Origin of the sequence: Mesorhizobium sp. LNJC391B00 (genome assembly GCF_000502535.1) — a bacterium.
GTDB lineage: Bacteria > Pseudomonadota > Alphaproteobacteria > Rhizobiales > Rhizobiaceae > Mesorhizobium.
In genome coordinates, this window is the sequence record NZ_AYWI01000017.1 from 81,434 (window position 1) to 98,433 (window position 17,000).

Consider the following 17,000-nt stretch of genomic DNA (forward strand, 5'->3'; position numbering starts at 1 on the left):
TTTCAGCCACGAGGCTGCAGCAGCGCCAGTGCGGCCGTCGCCGCGGCAAGGACGGCGGTAAGGGTCAAAGGCCCCGTAGCGCCATAGGTGTCCACGACATAACCGCCGACAACCGCGCCGACGGTGATGGCAACCTGGAAGGAAGTGACCATCAGGCTGCCTGCTGCTTCCAGCGCATCAGGCGCCGCGCGGGACATATTGGTCGGCAGCACCACCGGCGCCATGCCGAAGGCGAAGCCCCACAGCGTAACAAAGCCGAAGGCAACGCCGGTTTGCGCGCCCCAAAGCACCAAAGCGAGTGCCGCAAACGCCATCAACGCGGCGGTAACTGCGAGGGCCATGTGGATGTTGGTGTCGGCCAGGCGGCCACCGGCAATATTGCCGATCACAGCGGCGATGCCGAACCCGAGCAGCGCCAGGGCAATCGGCCCGGTTGTGAGGAGCGTCACCTGTTCGAGGAACGGGCGCACATAGACCGAGCCGGCAAAATGCCCGGTCATCAGCAGAACAATGGCAAGCATGCCGAGTTGGATGCCACGCCGCCGTGTCAGCCGAAAGACGTCTGCAAGGCTGTTGCTTGCCGCCGCAGGCAAGGTCGGCAGGCTGAGAAGCTGCAGCAGCATGGCAAGCGCGGCCAGCCCCGCCGTCATGGCCATGGCGCTGCGCCATCCCAGCCAGTCACTGATCAACGCACCCATCGACGGCGCGGCAATGGTGGCGAGCGAGACGCCGAGGGTCACGATCGCCATGCCGCGACCTGTCGCATTGGCGCCAACCAGCCGCGCCACGACGGCAACGGAAAGTGCCCAGAAAGCGCTAAGAGCGATCCCCAACCCGGCCCTGCCCAGCAACAGCAGCCAGAAATTGGGCGCCAGCGCCGCAAGAATATTGGAACCGACCGCCAGGGCCATGAGGCCAACCAGCACCGCCTTGCGGTTCAATCGGCCGATGAGAACATTGCTCAACATGGCCGTCACGGCGCCAACGGAGGCGGTGGCGGTGACGACCTGTCCGGCCGTGCCCTCGCTGATGCCGAGATCGCGCGCCATCGGCGTCAACAGACCTGCCGGCAAGAATTCGGCAGACACCAGGGCAAAGCTGGTGGCCGCCAATGAAAGGACCGCGAACCAGGTGGCCGCGCTCCACGCGGCTGGTGCATCGGCGTCAAGGCCAATGGCGGCGTCTTCAAGCTGTAATGTTGTGTCAGTCACGGAAAGATCTCCACAGTTTGGAGATCTTAGATAGGCGAGTCCGCCCGGATGTTATGTACCTTAAAATCCGAAATTCATATCCATTCGTCCGGGAATTGTGCGGCGCACAACGCCTGGCGAGACATTGGTGATGCGCTTGAACGCGCGGGCGAAGGACGCCTCGGAATCATAGCCCAAACGGGTAGCGACTTCGGCAACAGACAAGCCGTTTTGGCCCAGCAATTCGCGGGCAAGCTGCATGCGCAGGCGGGCGAGATAATGTGCGGCGCCCTCCCCCAATACCGCGCTGAAGCGCTCGGCGAAAATCGAACGCGATTGGCCTGCCACGCCGGCCAGGCTTCCCAGCGTCCAGTTGTGGCCGGGGTCGCGATGCATGGCCGCCAGAGCGCGCCCTATATGGGGGTCGCGGATGGCTGCAAGCCAACCGACGGTCGAGGCCACGTTGCAATTGACCCAGCACCGGATGAGCCTGGCTGTCAGCAAATCCGCCATACGCGACAGGATGGTGGCGCTGCCCATCTGCGGTTGCGCGGCCTCCACCGTCATGGCCGCCAGCAAAGGGCCGACCATCGGGTCATTGCCGGCCACGTCGCAACCCTTGATGAGAGGCGGCATCAACGTGATCAACGGATTGAGCGCATAGGAGCCGAGAGACATGGAGCCGCAGAAAAGGGTGCTTGTCGCGCCCGTTCCCTGCCGTATCACTTCGCAAACGTTGCCGCCCAACTTGATCACCTGGCAGCCCTCGAGCGAGTCGCCCACCACGTCCGGCGCACTCGCCAGCCGATGGGCGATGCCTTGCGGCAGCAGCACCAGATCGCCATCGCGCAACTCCTGCCAGCCTTGCGCTTCGGTGTGAATCCAGCATGGACCCTGGCCGACAAAGTGAAAACGAAGCAGTTGTTGTTGCGGAAAGTCTATGCTCCATGGGTGCCGGAGTTCGCAGCGGCCATAGTTGACGCCACTCAAGCGAAAGTCTTGCAGAACTTCGCTGAGCGCATCCATCGGGATATGTGGCAGCGGCGACGGCCGGGACGAATAATCAGGCATTTGTCAGATATAGATACCGGCCGTCCGACAGGCAAGCGCAGACTGTTGTTCCACCGGGGAATCGCTGCCGCGGCACCCTACCCATCCTGGCAGGCTTCCCGACCCTTGCCTCCCGCTCCCGGTGCATGCAAGGAGTGCTGTCAGACACAGGGACCAGAGGCATGGCAGCGGAAGCATCGGGCAGCGATCTCATTCAGGTGGTGGCGCTGCTTGCCGCAGGAGTCGTCGCCGTTCCGATCTTCAAACGCATGGGGCTGGGCTCGATCCTCGGCTATCTCGCCGCAGGCGTGGTCATCGGCCCGTTCGGTATTGGCATTTTTTCCGAATCGGAAGCCATCCTGCATGTCGCCGAACTCGGCGTGGTCATGTTCCTGTTCATCATCGGGCTGGAGATGCAGCCGTCGCGGCTATGGGGCCTGCGCCGCGAGATTTTCGGCCTCGGCGCGCTGCAGGTCGGCGTCTGCGCATTGCTGCTTACCGGCGTTGGTCTCGCCGGCGGCTTTCCGATCGCGCAATCCTTCGTTGCCGGCGCCGGTTTCGTCCTGACCTCGACGGCTATCGTCATGCAGCTTCTGGAAGAGCGTGGCGAGATGGCCAGCCCCAAGGGCCAGCGCATCGTGTCCATCCTGCTGCTCGAGGATCTGGCAATCGTGCCGCTTCTGGCGCTGGTCGCTTTCCTGGCGCCGGGCGGCAGCGAGATGACCCTGCAGCAACGGCTGACCGAAATCGGCATCGGTCTTGGCGCCATCGTCGGGCTGGTGGTGGCCGGCCGCTATCTGCTCAACCCGTTCTTCCGCATCCTGGCCGACGCCAAGGCGCGCGAAGTCATGACGGCGGCAGCCCTTCTGGTCGTGCTGGGGTCGGCGCTGGTTATGCAGCTTTCCGGCCTCTCGATGGCGATGGGCGCCTTCCTCGCCGGCGTGCTGTTGTCGGAATCGACCTTCCGCCACCAGTTGGAGGCCGACGTCGAGCCATTCCGCGGCATCCTGCTTGGCCTTTTCTTCCTCGCCGTCGGCATGTCGCTCGACCTGCATGTGGTGGCCGACAACTGGCGGCTGATCGCCGTCTATGTCGTCGCCTACATGGCGATGAATGCGCTCGGCATCTACCTCGTCGCCCGCTTGCTGAAGAGCGGTCATCGTGAAGCGCTGGAACGCGCCGTGATCATGGCGCAAGGCGGCGAATTCGCCTTCGTCCTCTATTCGGCCGCAGCGGCGGTTGGCATCATCGACAGCCGGGCCAACGCAACGCTGACCGCGATCATCATCATCTCCATGGTTCTGACGCCGCTGGCCATCATTGCGCTCAAAAATGTGACGCCGCGCGACGAGCAGTCGCTTGAAGGCGTCGACATTGCCGACGGCCTTACCGGCAGCGTGCTGGTCATCGGCTTCGGCCGTTTCGGCCAGATCGCCAGCCAGCCGCTTTTGTTGCGCGGCATCGATGTGTCGATCATCGACAATGATGTCGAAATGATACAGGCGGCCGCCGATTTCGGCTTCAAGGTCTATTATGGCGACGGCACGCGGCTCGACATTCTGCGCGCCGCAGGTGCAGGCCGCGCGCGCGCCGTGCTGATCTGCGTCGACAAGCCGGACGCCGCGGTGCGCATGGCGGAACTGATCAAGGCGGAGTTCCCGCTGCTGACCGTCCTGGCACGCGCGTACGATCGCGGCACCGCGCTCTCGCTCATCCGCGCCGGCGTCGACTTCCAACTGCGCGAGACCTTCGAATCGGCCCTCGTCTTCGGCGGTTCCGCGCTCGAGGTTTTGGGCGTCGAGCCGGAAGATGTCGCCGATGTCATCGAGGATGTGCGACGGCGCGACAATGCCCGACTGGAGACGCAGCTGGCCGAAGGCGTCCGCGCCGGGCAACGTTTCCTCAGGGGCAATACCGGCACGCCGATCCCGACGCCGCTGACGCAACCGCGCCGGCCCGGCCAGGCGCTGAACGAAGAGACGGCCGGCGTGCTGCACAAGCCGGAGCCCGCCGATCAGGGGGAAAGCTGATGACCGCATTGGATGAGCGCGCGCTCGCCGTCACAAAATTCTGGCGCGAGGCCGGCGAAGACGCGTGGTTCGAGAAGAACGACGCCTTCGACGCGGATTTCCGCAGCAGGTTTCTCGACCTGCACTTTGCCGCCGCGCGGCGCGAGTGCGACGCATGGTCGGAGCATGCCGAGGGTTCGCTGGCGCTGATGATCCTGCTCGACCAGTTTCCGCGCAACTGCTTTCGCGGCTCGGGCCATATGTACGCCACCGATCCGCTGGCAAGGCATTTTGCCGCCAAGGCAATCGCCGCCGGCCATGACCTTTCGCTGGAAGAAAACCTGCGCGTCTTCCTGTACCTGCCCTACGAACATTCGGAACTGCCCGCCGACCAGGACAGATCGGTCGAGCTCACCACCGCCAGGGCGCCGGAGTATGTGAAATACGCCATCGAGCACCGCGACATCATCCAGCGCTTCGGCCGCTTTCCGCACAGGAACAAGATGCTTGGCCGCGAGACGACGGCGGACGAACAGGCATTTCTCGATGGCGGCGGCTTCTCCGGTTAACCCAGCCACCAATCGCGGCCGGAAGCCAGCCGCTCTATGCCTGACGTATCGACGGCGCTGAGCCGCTCGGTCACGCTCCTGCCGCCCACCGCCAGATCCGGCGCGATCTCTGCCAAGGGCGCCAGCACGAAGGCGCGCTCCACCATTCGGGGATGCGGCACCTCCAGCCCGGTTTCGTGGATTGTGCGGTCGCCGAACACCAATATGTCGATGTCGATCAGGCGCGGACCCCAGCGCTCCTCGCGCACCCGCTTCAGCTTGCGCTCGGCCTCGAGGCAGAGGTCGAGCAGCGCCCTTGGCGCCAGCGAGGTCGAGATTTCGGCAGCGGCGTTGAGGAAATCCGGCTGGTCGAGCTTGCCCCAGGGCGGCGTGCGGTAAAGTGAGGAGACGGCGACGACGCGCGTGCTCTCGTCGGCGTCGAGCAGGCGCAGCGCCGCCGCCATCGAGGCCGAGGGATCGCCGAGATTGCCGCCAAGGCTGAGATAGACCGTGTTATTGTTACTCTGGCCAGACAACGGTCACCTCGACATAATCGAGCACGCCGGGCACCGGTGCGTTGGGCTTGCGCACGGTGATCTCGGCCTTCCTGATCTGCGGAAACCGTGAAGTCAGCGCCTTCGCTACTTCGAGCGCCAGCGCCTCGATCAGGAAACGGCGATGTCCAGTGACGATCTTTTCAATCACCGTGAAGGCGATGCCGTAATTGACGGTGTCCTCGATGGAATCATCCTCCAGCGGGCGGCTGGGCTCGACCGTCAACTCGGCATCGACATAAAAACGCTGGCCAAGCGCTTCTTCCTCATCCAGCACGCCGTGCCGGGCAAAGAAGGCGCAGTTCTTCATGCGGATGACGTACATTTCTTAGTGTCCTGGCATTTCTTAGTGTCCTGGCATTTCTTGGTGTCCTGGGCTCAGCGTCCTGGCTTTTCGCGCGCCAGCATAGCATCGGCGACCGCCAGTGCGTCCACGTTGATTGCGACATCGTGGACGCGAAACAGATCGGCGCCCTTCAGCCTCAGAATGACACTGGTGGCTGCCGTCCCGGCGGCGCGCGCGCCGGCTTTGCGGTCGGTGACGGTGCCGATGAAGCGTTTTCTGGAGGTGCCGGCCATCAAGGGAAAACCGAGCTCCTTAAGCTCGGAAAACCGCGCCATCAGGTCGAGGTTTTCCTCAGCCGTCTCCTTGGCGAAGCCGAAGCCGGCATCGAGTACGATATGATCGTCCGCAACGCCGCTGCGCCTGGCGATTTCCAGCGAAGCCTTGAGGAACAAAAACTGGTCGGCGATGACGTCGGGCAGTTTTTGCCGCTCGCGCCCGGTATGCATGATGACCAGTCCGGCGCCGGTTTCAGCGGCGACGCGGGCGATGCCGGGTTCACGCTGCAAGCCCCAGACATCGTTGACGATATGCGCGCCGGCGGCGACGGCCAAGCGCGCGGTTTCCTCGCGATAGGTGTCGACCGAAATCAGGGCTTCGCCTGAACTGGCAAGTGCTGCGATCACCGGCAGGATGCGGGTCTGCTCTTCTTCAGGCGTCACGGGCGAGGCGCCGGGGCGCGTCGATTCCCCGCCGATATCGACGACGGCGGCGCCCTCTTGCGCCATACGGTGCGCCTGCGCCACCGCCTGGTCAGGCGTGATGAACAGTCCGCCATCCGAAAAACTGTCGGGCGTGACGTTGAGAATGCCGACCACAATGGCTTTCTCGCCAAGGTCGAGATGGCACTTATGCGCCAGTTGCCATCGCCTTGTCGTCATTGTCCTTCAACCATGTGTCTCATTGGCATGTGGCTCATTGGCATGTGGCTCATCGAGCGCTTGCAATCCATCAACGATGCGTGATCGGTGGAAGATCAATTCCGTTGCGCCGGCAACGGCCGTAAAGCAAGGTGCGTGAAGAGGCAACATGATGAAACGACCCCTGCTCTGCGCCCTGATGCTGGCTTTGACCGTCCTGCCGGCGAATGCTGCCAATCTGGTGAAGACTTACAGCTATTTTGCCATCGGCGGCAGCACGCTCGATGACATCGAGACGCAATTGTCGAAGCATGGACCCGAGGTGAAAAGCACCGGGATGCGGCATCCAGGCGCCACCCAGATGGCGTTCACCACCCGCATCAGCTACGCGCAAACCGCAGACACCTGCCGCATCGCCAAGGCCGCCGTTACCGTCAAGGTCAAGGTCATCCTTCCGGAGTGGCGCAGGCCGCGCAAGGCCGATCCCGATGTCAGACTGTTCTGGGACACCCTGTCGGCCGACATCAAGCGCCATGAGGAGCGTCATGTCGAGATCGCCAAGAACCACGGCCGTCTGCTCGAAGACGCGCTGAACGCGAGCTTTGCGCAAAAGACCTGCGCCGGGGCCAAGGCGAAGGCGGCGCAGATCACCGCGGCCGAACTCGCCAGGCATGACCAGGACCAATTGCGCTTCGACCGCGTGGAAGGCGTGAATTTCGAAAGCCGCATCCTGCGGCTGCTGCGCTACCGCATGCAGCGCGTCGAGAACGGCCAGCTTCCGCCCGGCTGAAACACGGACCGATACCAAGCCAATTCTGTCGAAACATGAGGCCCCAGAAATTTTCGGGTATAGGTCGAAATCGGCCTATACGGGACGACATATGTCAGGCTCGCAAGATATGTCAGGCTGGCAAGGCGCGAGCTTCGAAACACCAGATCAAGACCAATTGAGGCGGCGCGTAGCGGAGCGGCCATTTGGCGCCGCGCAATCGGTCTCAAACTTTATGGATGAACTGATATGGACCAAGCTGTCGACAAGCCGGCTAGGCTGCCTCCCGCCGCACCGCTGACGGAAAGCGAGAAGAACGTCATCATCGCCGGCATCCTGCTGTCGATGCTGCTGGCAGCGCTCGACCAAACAATCGTCGCGCCGGCCATGCCGACCATCGGCCGTTCGCTCGGCCATGCCGACTACCTGCCGTGGATCGTGACCGGCTATCTCCTGACGGCGACGGCCATGGCGCCGCTCTACGGCAAGATTTCCGACGTCTATGGCCGCCGGCCGACCGTCTATGCGGCGATCCTGATCTTCCTTCTGGGATCGCTGGTCAGCGCCATGGCCCCCAACATGTTCGTGTTGGTTGTCGGCCGGGCGATCCAGGGTGCGGGCGGCGGCGGCCTGTTCGCCCTGGCGCAGATCGTCATCGGCGACCTGGTGCCGCCGCGCGAACGCGCGCGTTATGCCGCCTGGATTTCGGGCACCTGGGCGGTCGCCAGCATCGCCGGGCCTTTGCTCGGCGGCGGATTTGCCGAACATCTGCATTGGTCGCTGATCTTCTGGATCAATATCCCGCTCGGCATCTTGGCCATGGCCATCATCAACAAGCCGCTGCGCAAACTGCCGGTCGCCGCAAAGCGGCATCGCATCGACGCGCCGGGCGCGCTGCTTCTGGTGGTGGCGACGGCATTGCTGCTTTTGGCCCTCAACTGGGGCGGCAGCGCCTATCCATGGGCCTCGCGCGAGATCGTCGGCCTGCTCGCCTGTTCGGCGGTCTTCTGGGGTGCGTTCGCCCTCAGGCTGATGCGTGCGGCCGAGCCGCTGATTTCGCTTGAAGTGCTGAGCAATCCGATCGTGCTTGCCGGCACGGCGTCGATGTTCCTGCTGCAGGCCGCCAATATCGGCCTGTCGGTGTACCTGCCGGTCTATCTGCAGTCGATCATCGGCCTGTCGGTCAGCCAGTCGGGCCTTGCCATGCTCGGCCTGCTGCTCGGAACGGTCGCCGGCGCGACCTTCAGCGGCCGCACGATACCGCGCTTCTTCCACTACAAGCGTATAGCCATGGTCGGCGTTCTCTTCGCCATTATCTGCCTTGGCGTGCTCAGCCTGGTCGCCGGCCGCGCCTCGCTGCTGGTGGTCGAGCTCTTGACCATCTGCATCGGCCTTGGAAGCGGCACCACTTTCCCGGTCGCCACCGTATCGGTGCAGAACGCCGTCGACCGCGCGCATCTCGGCGTTGCCACCGGCGCGCTGACCTTCCTGCGTTCGCTGGGCAGCGCGCTCGGCGTCGCCATGCTCGGCGCCGTCGCGCTCGGCTATGGCCTGCCGCTTGCCGGCGAAGGCGCGCCGGCTGCCGGACAGATCGTCTCGGCGACGCCCTTCATGATGATCTTCCTTGCCGCGGCCGTCACGCTCGTGCTGGCGCTGATGACGCTGGCGCTGATGCCGGAGAAGTCACTGCGCGGCCGCGACGACGCCGAGGCGCCAGTCGTTCTGGTGGAGTGATCCGGAAAGCCCTGTAGGACCTACTCCACGACGCCGAGCTTCTTCTGCAGGCTGGTCGACGACGTCGTGTACTGGAAGACGATGCGCTCACCGGGGCTGATGATGCGCTTGGCGGCCTGCGCCATCAGCGCCACCTCGTGAAAACCCGACAGGATCAGCTTCAGCTTGCCTGGGTACCAGTTGATGTCGCCGACGGCAAAGATGCCTGGCACCGAAGTCTGGAATTTCTCGGTATCGACCGGAATGAGGTTCTCATGAAGGTTGAGCCCCCATTCGGCGATCGGGCCGAGCTTCATGGTCAGGCCGAAGAACGGCAGCATGCGCGTGCACGGCACCTCGATGTCGCCGTCAGGCCCGCCCTTGATGGTAGCAGAGGCCAGCTCGCCGTCGGCGCCGGTCAGGCCGCTCACCTGGCCGACCCGGAACTCCAGCTGCTTCATCTCCTGCATGGCATACATCTTGTTGACGCTGTCGGGCGCCGCCCTGAATTCCGCGCGCCGGTGGACCAGTGTCACGCTTTTTGCCACCGGCTGCAGGTTCAGCGTCCAGTCGAGTGCGGAATCGCCGCCACCGACGATGACGAGGTCGTGGCCGCGGAATTCCTCCATACGGCGCACCGAATAGAAGACGCTCCTGCCCTCATAGGCCTCGATGCCGGGAATGGGCGGCCGCTTGGGCTGGAACGAGCCGCCACCGGCGGCGATCACCACCACCTTGGCTTCGAACACCTCGTTCTCGTCGGTGGTGACCCGAAATGAGCCGTCGTCCAGCTTTTCCAGGCTGGAGACCATGCGGTTGAAGGTAAAATCCGGCTTGAACGGTTGAATTTGCTCGAGCAGTTTGTCGACCAGCCCTTGCGCCGAGATCGAGGGCCAGCCTGGAATGTCGTAGATCGGCTTTTCCGGATAGAGTTCGGCGCATTGGCCGCCGGGCCGGTCGAGGATATCGATCAGATGGCACTTCATGTCGAAGAGGCCGAGTTCGAACACGGCGAACAGGCCGACCGGCCCCGCCCCGACAATGAGTGCGTCCGTCTTGATTATATCGGTCATGCCAGGCGAGCCTCATTGTCAAACTGGGCCGAAACTGGCGCGAGACTGCATGAGCATTGGCCCGCTGCCAAGCGGCGGCGGGAAAAATCAGATGCTACGGGAGATCAACCCTGGCGAGCCGGCACGCGCACGAGGAGGCCGTCAAGCGCGTCGCGCACCTTGATCTGGCAGGACAGGCGCGAGTTCGGCTGGACGTCATAGGCGAAGTCCAGCATGTCCTCTTCCATCGCCTCCGGCTCGCCGACCTCGGCCGTCCAGGCTTCGTCGACATAGACATGGCAGGTCGCGCAGGCGCAGGCGCCGCCGCATTCTGCCTCGATGCCCGGCACCGCGTTGCGGATCGCATTCTCCATGACGGTCGAGCCGTTTTCGGCCTCGACATCGAAAGGAGTGCCGTCATGGGCAATGAAGGTCAGCTTGGTCATTTGTCACCTGAAGGGAGTCCCAGCCGAGATAATCACTCCGCCGGACAAGTCAACTGCCGCGCGAAAGCGCCGCTTTGTGACGTTTTTCGGAAAGCGGCCAAAGCACGCCCTGGCCCCGTCGATTCATCCCGGTGGCCGCTGCCGAGCGGCAGCCATTACCGGCTGATGGCGGCGATGAAATCGCGCACTTCCTCGATCAGGGCGCCGAGGCGCTTGAGGATGCGCGCATCTTCCGGCTGCTGTTCGATCGAGGTGGCGCAGTCGGCGATGGCAAAGGCGCCGACCCCGCGCGCCGAACCTTTCAGCCCATGCGCCAGAAGCAGTCGCTCCCTGACGTCGGCATCGACAATTCTGTCGCGGACGGAAAGCGCCTGCTGTACGAACAGTGCCAATACCTCCTGTTCGAGGGCGCGATCGCCCATTGTCTGACGGGCCAGATGGGCCAGATCCACTGGGCGCGAACGGGCCGGTCCCGACGCATCGCCGCCCGGCATTGAGAAGGCAATGCCGCTTTCACCGCGTACCAATTTGAAACTCCTTGTGCCGATCGCCGAAAAACTAGGCGATTTCCGTCGCCAACGCGTTAATGACTGGGCTGGAAAATTGTTGCCGCTGAGGCGGTTAGATCACGTTGTCGTTAACCTTATATTTAAAGTTTTACGTATCTCGCGGAATGCATGTTTTCTTTACCCCTGTGTGTCATTACGATACGAAGGTCCATTTTCAGCCTCCTGCGTGGGATAAGACGAGCCAGAATCAGGCAAAAATAAGAAGTCCCTCGGCAGCTAGTACAGGGTAGCGAAGGCATGGCGAAGAAACCAACGACGACCAGAACTCTCGACAGCGACGTAGCCAGGGAACTCGAAAAGGCGCTAGACCTCGATCTCAGCGGAGACGGCAGCGGCGATCTCGATATCGCGGCGTCGATGGAAGATCTGGAAGCGCAGATATCGCAGGCCGCGGACGAACTGGCGCGCGAAGGCCGCCCCCAGAAGCCCGCCCCCGCTCAAAACGCGCCCATCCAACAAAACCAGAGTGCGAAGCCGGCAGCCAAGCCCGCCGAGCTGCGCCCGGTCGAATCGCGCAACAGCGCCCAGCCAGCCGGCTTCAAGCCGGCAAACGATGACCGCCAAAAAGATTACAAGACGCTGCTGCACAGCCTCAACCGGCGCGCGTCGAGCACGATCTATTGGGTCGTGGCGTTCGTGTCGCTGGCCTGGATCGCCGGCGCCGGCGGCCTCGCCAATCTGCTGTTTGGCCCCAGCATCTGGAAAATTCGTACTTTCGATCAAATCCTGGCCCGCCCTGAACTGATCGGCCTGGCGATCGCGGCAATCATACCGGTCGTCCTGTTTTGGGCGTTCGCGGCGATGATCCGCCGCGCGCAGGAAATGCGCATTGCCGCCCAGTCGATGACGGAAGTGGCTTTCCGTCTGGCGGAGCCGGAAAACCTCGCCCAGGATCGCGTGATGATGATCGGCCAGGCCGTTCGCCGTGAAGTGGCGGCGATGGGCGAAGGCATCGAGCGCACGCTGGCGCGCGCCGTCGAGCTCGAAACGCTGGTCCACAGCGAGGTCAACCAGATCGAACGCTCCTATTCGGAGAATGAATCGCGCATCCGGTCGCTGGTCGACGGGCTGGGCAGCGAGCGCGAAGCCGTCGTCACTCATGCCGAGCGCGTGCGCGCCTCGATAACCGGCGCGCATGAAACGCTGAAGGACGAGATCGGCGCCGCCTCCGACATTATTCGCGACTCTATCCTCAACGCGTCGACCAAGCTGTCGATGACGATCACCAATTCCGGCGACACGCTGATCGACCGCATCAATGAAAGCTCGATGTCGATCTTCGATTCCGTCGAAACCCGGCTGGATTCGATCACCGACCGGCTGTCGACATCGGGCGAAGCCTTTGCTTCGCTGCTCGACACCCGCATCGCCAAGCTGACGGACACCACAGACGGCCTGACCCGGTCGCTGACCGACCTGCTCGACGACCGCACCACCGGTATGGTGTCGCTGCTCGGCGGCGCCGCCCGCACCCTGAGCTCGGAATTCGAGTCCAGCCTGAACGGCATCGAGCGGACGCTGGCCGAGCGCGGCCAGGCGCTGATCAGCGAATTCCAGACCCGCGCCGAAGCACTCGATACCGGCACGCAGAAGCTCAACGCCGCGCTCGAGGCGCGCGCCCGCCAGATCAACGAAACGCTGGTCGAGCGCGCCCGCGAGATCGCCCACACCTTTGCCGAGAGCAAGGATCATTTGTCGGCGATGATCGATCAGGGCAAGACCCAGATCGGCGCCGACATGGCCGACATCGTCTCGTCGACCTCGTCGATGCTCGAAGCCCGCGCCAGCGATTTCGCCGGCCGCATGGAAGCCGCCCGCCATGTCGTGTCGCGCTCCTTCGACACCGACATCCAGCGTCTTGCCGATGCCCGCGTCGGCATCGAGGACGCCGTCGAAAACCACAGCCGCAAGCTGTCCGAAAGCCGCGAACGCATGGCGGCTGCCATGCAGGCGGACCTGGCGAAGTTCGCCGAGGGCCGTGCCGGCATCGATGCGGCCGTAACCAACCAGGTGCAGAAGCTGGCCGAAGGCCGCAACCTGATCTCGCGCGCCCTGGAAGAGGATCTGCGCAAGGTCAACGAGTCGCGCGCCGCCATCGACGCGTCGCTGGGCAGCCATCTCGAGCGGCTTGAAGAAGGCCGCAACCGGCTCAACCAGGCTTTGCATGAAGACTCCGGAAAACTTGTGCAAGCCCGTACGATCATTGACGAAATGGTCGCCGGACATGTCGGTAAACTGGCCGAAGGCCGCAACATTCTGTCGCGCGCCCTGGAAGCCGATCTCGGCAAGCTCGCCGACAGCCGCGCCTCGATTGACGGGCTGGTCGCCGGCCAGGTTGAAAAGATCGCCGAAGGCCGCGCCATCCTGACCAAGGCGCTCGAAAACGACATTATCGGCATCAAGGGCGTGATCGAGAACCACTCGGCGAAACTGGCCGAGGACCGCACCGAACTCAGCAAGGCGCTGGAGAACGACCTATCCGGCATCAGGGGCCTGCTCTCCGACCATTCGAGCCGGCTTGCCGACGATCGTGGCCTGTTGTCACAGACGCTCGAGGCCGACCTCGCCAAGCTCGCCGAGAGCCGGTCGAGCATCGACGGGCTGGTCGCCGGCCAGGTCGAGAAGCTGGCCGAGGGCCGCGATATCCTCAAGCGCGCGCTCGAAGCCGACCTCAACACCATCAAGGGTGCCATCGCGGATCATTCCGACAAGGTGGCGGACGAGCGCGGTCAGCTTTCCAAGGCATTGGAGGCCGACCTGCAAAATGTGAACAGCCTGATCGCCGACCACTCGAACCGGCTTGTCCAGGATCGTTCGACGCTATCCCAGGCGCTTAAGGATGACCTTCAGAACGTGAACAGCCTGATCACCGACCACTCGAGCCGGCTTGTCCAGGATCGTTCGACGCTATCTCAGGCGCTTCAGGACGATTTGCACAATGTCAGCGGCATCATGGCCGATCATCAAAACAGGCTCGTCCAGGACCGTTCGGCGCTCTCAAAGGCACTGGAAGACGACATCGCCAAGCTGGCGGAGAGCCGCTCCAACATCGATGGGCTGGTCGCCGGACAGGTCGAGAAGCTCGCCGAGGGCCGCGACATCCTCACACGGGCGCTCGAAGCCGATCTCAATGCGATCAGGAGCGCCATTGCCGACCAGTCGCAGAAGCTGAGCGAAAACCGTGGCGAGTTCGCACGGGTGCTGGAAGCGGATTTGGAAAATGTCAACAGCCTGATCGAGGGTCACAGCGACAAGCTCGTCCGGGATCGCGCGACGCTGTCGAAGGCTCTCGAGGACGACCTCGCCAAGCTGGCCGAGAGCCGGTCGAGCATCGACGGACTGGTCGCAGGCCAGGTCGAGAAGCTGGCCGAGGGGCGAGACATCCTGAAACGTGCGCTGGAAGCCGACCTGCAGAAGCTGTCGGCAAGCCGCGGTGAGGTTGACGACATCATCGCCGGCCATGTCGGCAAGCTGGCCGAAGGCCGCAACATGTTGACCCAGGCGCTGGAAGACGATCTGGCAAAGCTCGCCGACATTCGTAAGGATGTCGACCGCTCGCTGTCGGGCCATATCGACCAGATTGCCGGCAGAAGCACCGATATCTCGGCGGCAATCGCTGCCGATGTCGAGAAGATCGAGCAGGCCTTCAGCAAGCAGACCGGCATCATCGAAGAGCGCGCCGGAACCATGGAGCGCGCGTTGTCGGTGGGTGTCGACAATGTCCGCAGCGTGCTCGAAAAGAGCGCCGTCTTCGTTGCCGGCGCGCTCCGCGAGAAGGTGATGGAAGTCACCAGCGCGCTGCACGAACAGGCCGGTGCTGCCTTCAGTGACGCGGACCGCAAGATCGCCGAGCGTGCCGAGCAGACCTCGGCCGCCCTTTTGGCCCGGGCCGAGGACATCGCCCGGACCTTCGAGGACGCGGATCGCCGTATGCACGCACGTGCCGAGGACACATCGAGCGCCCTGATTGCGCGCGCAGAGGATACGACGAACGCCTTGCTGGCCCGCGCCGAGGACACGACGAACGCCTTGCTCGCTCGCACCGAGGATACGTCGAGCGTGCTGCTTGCCCGGCACGACGAGACGTCGAACTCGCTGCTCGCCCGCGCCGAAGAAACGGCCGGACGGCTGGCTGCCCGCGCCGGCGAGATCGCCGGCACGTTCGACGCCGCCGACCAGAAGCTGGTCGCCCGCGCGGTCGAGACGGCGCAGTCGCTGGCCGACCGCGCCGGCGACATCCTGCGTAACTTCGAGGGCGCCGACCAGCGGCTGAGCATGCGCATCGGCGAATCCGCCGAAGCGCTCGCCGCCCGCGCCTCCGACCTTGGCCGCATCTTCGACGCCGCCGACCAGCAGCTGATCTCGCGCATTGCCGAGGGTTCGGACGCGCTGTCGGCACGCGCCACCGAGATCAGCCGCATCTTCGACGAGGCCGATCACCGCCTGGTGTCGCGCATCGCCGACTCCACGTCGACGATCGGCGAGCATGCCGACAACATCGTCGGCGCCTTCGCCAGCACCGAGCAGCGTGTTGCCGAACGCGCACGCCAGACCGGCCAGGAACTTGCCGTCCACGCCCGCGAGATGGAGCAGGCTCTTGCCGGCGCCGATGAGCGACTGGCCGCGAGCGTTGCGTCCGCAGCTTCGCGCGTCGAGGAACAGGTCGCCAACGTCGAGAACCGCCTTCTTTATACGACGGAGACGATGGGTCAGAAGCTCAACGAGCAGGTTTCCAGCGCAGAAGCTCAGCTGATCTCGCGCGCCAACACGATTGCGGAGACTTTTACCGCGGTCGGCCAGCACATCGGCCAGAGCACCAACGACGCTGCCAAGACCATCGGCACCAATACCCGCGAGCTCAACACGATGCTGGCGGCGCGTTCGGCCGAGATGGCGAAGATCCTGGACGAAACCGCGCGGCCGCTGGTCGAGCGCTTCGCCCAGGGCGGCTCGGAACTGCAAAAGAGCATGGAAGAGGTCACCGAACGCGCGACCGAGAAGCTGCGCAGCGAAAATGCCGCCCTCGTCAACGCGCTCGCCAGCCGCACCGCCGAAACGCTGTCGGCCGTCGAAGGCGCGCGCTCGTCGCTCGCCGATAGCGTCGCCGACCTCATCGGCCGCATGAGCGTCTCCAGCTCGCAGCTTGGTGAGCTGATCGAACAGGCGGCGATCAACCTCGGCCAGGTTGACGAACGTCTGAGCGGCAGCACGCAAAGCTTCGCGGCAACCACCGAAAAGGCCGCGCAGACCTTCGCCAGCTCGGCCCGCCTGGTCGATTCGAACACGACGCGGCTTACCGAATTGTCGTCGTCGACCCTGCGCGAAGTGGCCTCGATCGCCACCAAGTTCGACGAGCACAGCCGCTTGCTGTCCTCGGCTTCGGATCTGTTGAGCTCGGCGCAGAGCAATCTGGAGCACACGCTTGAGCGGCAGTCGTCGCTCGAAGATCTCGCCGTCGGCCTGGTCAAGAAGTCGGAAGACCTCGAGAAGGTGATGCGTTCGTTCGAAAACCTTGTCGGCCAGACGATGCAGAATGCCGAAGGCAAGACGCTGGCATCAGCCGACAAGATCCGGATCGCCATAACGGAAGTGGTCGATTCGGCAACCAGCCGGTTCGCCGATGCGACCGAGGAGATGCGGCGCACCGCAAGCTCGATCAAGAGCGAGCTCGACCTCACCCGCGCCGAGCTCAAGAAGGGCGTCATCGAGATGCCGGAAGAGGCCAAGGAATCGACCTCGGCGATCCGCCGTGCCGTTGCCGAACAGATCAACGCGCTCAAGGAACTTTCGGATATCGTTGCGAAATCGGGACGCGGCGGCGACAATGCCGAACCGCGCGCCCTGCGCCCGGCGCCTCAGGCGCCAGTGCAGCGCCCGGCCGAGCCGGTACGCCGCCC

At 63.9% G+C, this 17,000-nt stretch carries 13 protein-coding genes; 5 read left to right on the plus strand and 8 right to left on the minus strand.

Features of this window, described 5'->3' with window-relative positions:
• Positions 1-2: 2 nt before the first annotated feature.
• Both X750_RS137240 and X750_RS137235 read right to left on the minus strand, forming a co-directional pair.
• Positions 3-1,211 carry an MFS transporter gene (locus X750_RS137240; RefSeq protein ID WP_023688655.1) on the minus strand — a complete coding sequence of 403 codons (1,209 nt, stop codon included), beginning with the start codon at positions 1,209-1,211 and terminating at the stop codon, positions 3-5.
• Positions 1,212-1,271: 60 nt separating this feature from the next.
• Positions 1,272-2,261, minus strand: a complete 990-nt coding sequence (locus X750_RS137235) for an AraC family transcriptional regulator (RefSeq protein ID WP_023748741.1) — start codon at positions 2,259-2,261, stop codon at positions 1,272-1,274.
• Positions 2,262-2,422: 161 nt separating this feature from the next.
• Here X750_RS137235 and X750_RS137230 point away from each other — a divergent pair, with 161 nt between their 5' ends.
• Entirely contained in the window at positions 2,423-4,270 is a 1,848-nt protein-coding gene (locus tag X750_RS137230; RefSeq protein ID WP_023748742.1) for a monovalent cation:proton antiporter-2 (CPA2) family protein, read from the plus strand.
• The gene (locus X750_RS137225) at positions 4,270-4,818 is read left to right on the plus strand and encodes a DUF924 family protein (protein WP_031243621.1); all 549 of its coding nucleotides are present in this window, start codon (positions 4,270-4,272) and stop codon (positions 4,816-4,818) included. The genes X750_RS137230 and X750_RS137225 overlap by 1 nt, the downstream gene beginning before the upstream one ends.
• Here the strand turns inward: X750_RS137225 and folK are convergent.
• The 3 genes from folK to folP are packed head-to-tail and all read right to left on the minus strand — an operon-like array spanning position 4,815 to position 6,575.
• Positions 4,815-5,333 carry a 2-amino-4-hydroxy-6-hydroxymethyldihydropteridine diphosphokinase gene (gene folK, locus X750_RS137220; RefSeq protein ID WP_023685987.1) on the minus strand — a complete coding sequence of 173 codons (519 nt, stop codon included), beginning with the start codon at positions 5,331-5,333 and terminating at the stop codon, positions 4,815-4,817. The genes X750_RS137225 and folK overlap by 4 nt on opposite strands.
• Complete coding sequence (gene folB / locus X750_RS137215; protein ID WP_023673502.1) at positions 5,317-5,676, minus strand: dihydroneopterin aldolase; 360 nt, start codon at positions 5,674-5,676, stop codon at positions 5,317-5,319. The genes folK and folB overlap by 17 nt, the downstream gene beginning before the upstream one ends.
• A 53-nt stretch (positions 5,677-5,729) precedes the next feature.
• Entirely contained in the window at positions 5,730-6,575 is an 846-nt protein-coding gene (gene folP, locus X750_RS137210; RefSeq protein WP_023748744.1) for a dihydropteroate synthase, read from the minus strand.
• Positions 6,576-6,723: 148 nt separating this feature from the next.
• On the opposite strand from folP, the gene X750_RS137205 reads away from it, so the two are divergent.
• Both X750_RS137205 and X750_RS137200 read left to right on the plus strand, forming a co-directional pair.
• Positions 6,724-7,344 (plus strand): DUF922 domain-containing protein, encoded by a 621-nt coding sequence (locus tag X750_RS137205; RefSeq protein WP_023728091.1) that lies wholly within the window; start codon positions 6,724-6,726, stop codon positions 7,342-7,344.
• A 228-nt stretch (positions 7,345-7,572) separates the two neighbouring features.
• Positions 7,573-9,057 carry an MDR family MFS transporter gene (locus tag X750_RS137200; protein ID WP_023748745.1) on the plus strand — a complete coding sequence of 495 codons (1,485 nt, stop codon included), beginning with the start codon at positions 7,573-7,575 and terminating at the stop codon, positions 9,055-9,057.
• A gap of 20 nt (positions 9,058-9,077) precedes the next feature.
• Here the strand turns inward: X750_RS137200 and X750_RS137195 are convergent, their stop codons facing one another.
• From X750_RS137195 to X750_RS137185, 3 genes are all read right to left on the minus strand, one after another.
• Positions 9,078-10,109: an NAD(P)/FAD-dependent oxidoreductase gene (locus X750_RS137195; protein WP_023748746.1), complete on the minus strand. Its 1,032-nt coding sequence runs from the start codon at positions 10,107-10,109 to the stop codon at positions 9,078-9,080.
• Between the two features lie 104 nt (positions 10,110-10,213).
• Positions 10,214-10,534: a 2Fe-2S iron-sulfur cluster-binding protein gene (locus tag X750_RS137190; RefSeq protein WP_023748747.1), complete on the minus strand. Its 321-nt coding sequence runs from the start codon at positions 10,532-10,534 to the stop codon at positions 10,214-10,216.
• 155 nt (positions 10,535-10,689) lie between these two features.
• The gene (locus X750_RS137185) at positions 10,690-11,028 is read right to left on the minus strand and encodes an Hpt domain-containing protein (RefSeq protein ID WP_023706163.1); all 339 of its coding nucleotides are present in this window, start codon (positions 11,026-11,028) and stop codon (positions 10,690-10,692) included.
• 312 nt (positions 11,029-11,340) lie between these two features.
• On the opposite strand from X750_RS137185, the gene X750_RS02925 reads away from it, so the two are divergent.
• Positions 11,341-17,000: kinesin (locus X750_RS02925; protein ID WP_023748748.1), on the plus strand; the 5,660-nt coding region annotated here is incomplete at its 3' end.

Bases quoted from the DNA above. Each gene is read 5' to 3' on its own strand.
- X750_RS137235 (WP_023748741.1), bottom strand. From the start codon at position 2,261: ATGCCTGATTATTCGTCCCGGCCGTCGCCGCTGCCACATATCCCGATG.
- X750_RS137230 (WP_023748742.1), top strand. From the start codon at position 2,423: ATGGCAGCGGAAGCATCGGGCAGCGATCTCATTCAGGTGGTGGCGCTG.
- X750_RS137225 (WP_031243621.1), top strand. From the start codon at position 4,270: ATGACCGCATTGGATGAGCGCGCGCTCGCCGTCACAAAATTCTGGCGC.
- folB (WP_023673502.1), bottom strand. From the start codon at position 5,676: ATGTACGTCATCCGCATGAAGAACTGCGCCTTCTTTGCCCGGCACGGC.
- folP (WP_023748744.1), bottom strand. From the start codon at position 6,575: ATGACGACAAGGCGATGGCAACTGGCGCATAAGTGCCATCTCGACCTT.
- X750_RS137205 (WP_023728091.1), top strand. From the start codon at position 6,724: ATGATGAAACGACCCCTGCTCTGCGCCCTGATGCTGGCTTTGACCGTC.
- X750_RS137200 (WP_023748745.1), top strand. From the start codon at position 7,573: ATGGACCAAGCTGTCGACAAGCCGGCTAGGCTGCCTCCCGCCGCACCG.
- X750_RS137195 (WP_023748746.1), bottom strand. From the start codon at position 10,109: ATGACCGATATAATCAAGACGGACGCACTCATTGTCGGGGCGGGGCCG.
- X750_RS137190 (WP_023748747.1), bottom strand. From the start codon at position 10,534: ATGACCAAGCTGACCTTCATTGCCCATGACGGCACTCCTTTCGATGTC.
- X750_RS137185 (WP_023706163.1), bottom strand. From the start codon at position 11,028: ATGCCGGGCGGCGATGCGTCGGGACCGGCCCGTTCGCGCCCAGTGGAT.